Origin of the sequence: Capnocytophaga sp. oral taxon 380 str. F0488, assembly GCF_000318255.2 — a bacterium.
Lineage (GTDB): Bacteria > Bacteroidota > Bacteroidia > Flavobacteriales > Flavobacteriaceae > Capnocytophaga > Capnocytophaga ochracea.
Genome location: NZ_KB291172.1, coordinates 1 through 4,038 on the forward strand (window position 1 = coordinate 1; position 4,038 = coordinate 4,038).

Annotated in this window: 4 protein-coding genes; 2 read left to right on the forward strand and 2 right to left on the reverse strand. The window is 41.3% G+C overall.

What is annotated here, in order from left to right; translation table 11 throughout:
* Positions 1 to 189 precede the first annotated feature (189 nt).
* A complete protein-coding gene (locus HMPREF9078_RS01220) occupies positions 190 to 861 on the forward strand; it encodes a response regulator transcription factor (protein ID WP_009411863.1) in 672 nt (223 codons plus the stop codon).
* 2 nt (positions 862 to 863) lie between these two features.
* Complete coding sequence (locus HMPREF9078_RS01225) at positions 864 to 2,138, forward strand: HAMP domain-containing sensor histidine kinase (protein WP_009418891.1); 1,275 nt, start codon at positions 864 to 866, stop codon at positions 2,136 to 2,138.
* 66 nt (positions 2,139 to 2,204) lie between these two features.
* Here the strand turns inward: HMPREF9078_RS01225 and HMPREF9078_RS01230 are convergent, their stop codons facing one another.
* Entirely contained in the window at positions 2,205 to 2,969 is a 765-nt protein-coding gene (locus HMPREF9078_RS01230) for an exodeoxyribonuclease III (protein WP_009418892.1), read from the reverse strand.
* A complete protein-coding gene (gene deoC / locus HMPREF9078_RS01235) occupies positions 2,969 to 3,631 on the reverse strand; it encodes a deoxyribose-phosphate aldolase (protein ID WP_009418893.1) in 663 nt (220 codons plus the stop codon). Before deoC ends, HMPREF9078_RS01230 begins: the two co-directional genes overlap by 1 nt.
* Between the last annotated feature and the right edge of the window lie 407 nt (positions 3,632 to 4,038).

The window sequence follows — 4,038 nt, forward strand, 5'->3', positions numbered from 1 at the left end:
TTACAACCTTAGTTTCAAACTTTGGCAAAGTTGATGTTCCAAAAAGTTACTTCTCTCATTCTCTCATTTGCTAATTTCCTAACTAACCATTAACCATTAATCATTAATCATTAATCATTAACCATTAACCATTAACCACTAACCACTAATCATTCTTCATTCGCAATTATTTATTATCTTTGCCCCCGTATGAAAATCCTGATTATAGAAGACGAAAAAGAACTGCGCCTCACCTTGCGACAGTTCCTCGAACAAGAACACTTTTTGGTGGAAACAGCGAAAGACTACCCTTCGGGGCTAGCCAAACTTGCCGACTACGACTACGATTGCATCCTCTTGGACATTATGTTGCCCAACGGTAGCGGTATGCAATTGCTCGACGAGCTTAGGGCGATGAAAAAGAACCATTCGGTGCTTATCATCTCGGCGAAAGACTCAGTAGAGGACAAGGTGCTCGGACTCGAAAAGGGCGCTGACGATTATCTTGCAAAACCTTTTCACCTCGCCGAACTCTTGGCTCGCGTCAAATCAATTATACGGCGCAAAAACCAGCAAGGTGAGGAAGTTATTACCCTCAAAAACGTACAGCTCTTCCCCGAAACCCGTACCGTGAAGGTAGGCGATACAACCCTTACCCTCAACCGAAAGGAATACGACCTGTTGTATTACTTTATCATTCGTCCTGAACGTTTGGTGGAGAAAACTACCCTTGCCGAAGCCGTCTGGGGAGACTATATCGACCAAGTGGATAGCCTCGATTTTATCTATTCGCAAATAAAGAATCTCCGCAAAAAGCTCAAAACTGCCGAAGCCGAAATAGACCTCCAAGCGGTTTATGGCATTGGTTATAAATTGGTTTAACTATGAAAATATCACTGAAAAACTACACCTTGCGCTACCTCACGCTCACCTTTTTGCTCATCTTGGCGGTGTGGGCGGCGGTGTTCTACGCTTATATTTTAGACGAGGTGTACGACAATATCGATGACGGACTGAAAGACAAGAAGACGCTCATTATTCAAAATATCCTTCGTCACCCCGAACTGTTAAAGATAAATGAATTTGGTATCGAAGACTTTAGAGTGTACCCTTCGCAAGATGATTTCTCCGACCACAATATTCTTAGTAATGCCTTTTTCTATATGCCTTTTGACGATGAAGACGAGCCATACAGGGTACTCAAAACGAGCTTCTACGACCGTGATATGAACCCCTATACGCTTGAGATACGCACCTCTACGGTAGAAAAAGACGATTTACTGTTCAATTTAGCCATTGCGCTGGGGGTATTGTATGTGGTGTTGGTACTCTCAATGTATCTTGTCAATCTGTTAGTTATCAATAAAATATGGAAGCCTTTCAAGGGGATACTCACAGCTATTCGCCAATATGAAGTAGGGAATAAAACCAAACTACATCCCATCGTTACCGATGTAATTGAGTTCAACGTGTTGCACGACAATATCCAGCAAATGTGGCAACGCAACGAAGTAGTATTTGAAGAACAGAAAGTGTTTATTGAGAACGCTTCACACGAATTGCAAACGCCCTTAGCTATTACCCTCAACAAATTAGAACTATTAGCCGATGACCCTTCACTGACCGAAAAGCAATTAGTTCAGCTTAGCGAAGTCAAGCAGTCACTAATGCGAATGACTCACTTAAACAAGTCGCTACTGATGCTCACCCGCATAGAAAATCACCAATACAAGCAAGTCGAGAGCATATCGTTTCAAGCGCTCACAGCAACTATTATAGAAGATCTCAGTGATTTAATTGCCTTTAAAGAATTAGAAATTACAGTGAAAGAAAATAGCGATTTTCAAGTGGAAATGAATAAAGATTTGGCAACGGTACTCGTGTCGAACTTATTGCGCAATGCCATTAAATACACCGAAAAGGGAAGGGAGATACAAGTCCGTTTAGAAGAAAACTGTTTTCAAGTGAAGAATACTGCCAAAGACGGAATACGCTTAGACCCTAACAAGATTTTCCAACGCTTCCACAAAGGGCAACAGGACGCTACTTCCACCGGTTTAGGCTTAGCTATTGTAAAGTCTATTGCCGATAGTTATCAATTGCAGGTGAAGTATAGTTTTGAAGAGGAAATGCACTGTTTTACTTTAAAGAAGAAATAAGAAACAAAGGCTGTCCGAAAAACTATAACAGCATAAATTTTTCGGACAGCCTTTAATCATTAACCACTAACCATTAATCATTAATAAGATAGGGCAGTGGTCGCTGTGTTTAGCTTCGGGGAGTATAAGTGCGCGCTCCATACGGTTTTCTAAGGGAGCAGATACCAAGTGATAATCAATGCGCCAACCCTTGTTGTTGTTGCGAGCATTCGCGCGATAGCTCCACCACGAGTACTGATGTGCTTCTTTGTGGAAATAGCGAAAACTATCAATAAAACCACTCTTCATAAACTTATCCAACCACTCGCGCTCTATCGGAAGAAAGCCCGATACATTGGCATTTCGTATGGGGTCGTGAATGTCTATCGCCTCGTGACAGATGTTATAGTCACCACAAATAACGAGGTTAGGCACCTTCTGTTTCAGTTTGTCTATGTACTTTTGGAAGTCAGCCATAAAAGTCAGTTTAAAGTCAAGGCGGTCAGGATTTGTACCTGAGGGCAAGTACAGACTCATTACTGAAAGCGTCTCAAAATCGGCGCGAAGCACCCGTCCTTCCTTATCCATATAGTCGATACCCGTACCTATTTCCACGTGCTTAGGTTCTATTTTAGAGAGTATCGCTACGCCACTATAACCTTTCTTCTCTGCACTGTGGTAATACTGATATTTATAGCCCAATTCCGAAAAAACTTCCGTAGGGATTTGGTCTTCTGTAGCTTTAATCTCTTGCAAGCACAACACATCGGGGTTAGCACTTTTCAGCCAGTCGGCAAAGCCTTTCGTAAGCGCTGCCCTAATGCCATTTACGTTATAACTGATAATTTTCATTAGTAGCCTGTTCCTTTTTCTCCTTTTAAGATAGCAATACCGTTCGATGTACCAATGCGTTGTACCCCTAAGTTCACGTACTGCATAGCTGTTTCGTAGTCACGTATACCTCCTGAGGCTTTTATTTTTGCCTTGCCTTGCACACATTCTTTCATTAATTTCACATCTGCAAGGGTAGCCCCTCCTGAGCCAAATCCTGTAGAGGTCTTTACAAAGTCCGCTTTAGCATCAAGAGCCATACGGCAAGCCAAGCGTTTTTCTTCGTCAGTGAGGTAGCAGGTTTCGAGGATTACTTTTAGCACTCTATTCTCACCTACACAGCGTTTCAGTGATATAATTTCGTCCAACGCTTTGTTCACTTCACCAGATTTTAACAAGCCTACGTTTAGCACCATATCAATCTCGTCGGCGCCATCGGAGAGAGCTTCACCCGTCTCAAAGTATTTTGCTTTAGCCGACATTGCTCCTAAGGGAAAGCCTACCACGCTACACACCTTGATATCAGTGCCTGCTAAAAAATTCTTAGCTGTTGCTACATAACAGCTATTCACACATACCGAATAAAAATCGTACTCCACTGCTTCTTTGCAAAGGGTTTCAATATCGGCAATGGTAGCCGTTGCTTTTAGAAGCGTGTGGTCAATTAGTTTGTTTAATTCCATATTGTTTTAGTTAAAAGTTAAAACTGAAAAGAGTCCAACCGATTCTTTTCTATTTGTCAATTCTTATTTGTTCTTACACTCGTGTTATTACAACTTTCTTCTTAATAGTTGTAAGTAAAGGGAAGTCTAACGCACTTACTTCTGTTTGAAATCTTACAATTTCCGCCTGCGTAGCTCTAAATATTTTTGGCAAAGGTAGATATTTTTTTTCTAACAGCAAAGATAGTAAAGCGAATCTAAGGATTAAAAAGAGTAATTATCTCTAATTTACAATATCGTGATTGCTTTTGCGTCACATTTCTCGTCATTCATCATTCGTTATTTCTTCCCTTTTCCATCATACTCCCCCCCCTAGTGCCTATTCCCTAAGACTCCACACCACCCCATTTTCTCATTTCCAAATTTGC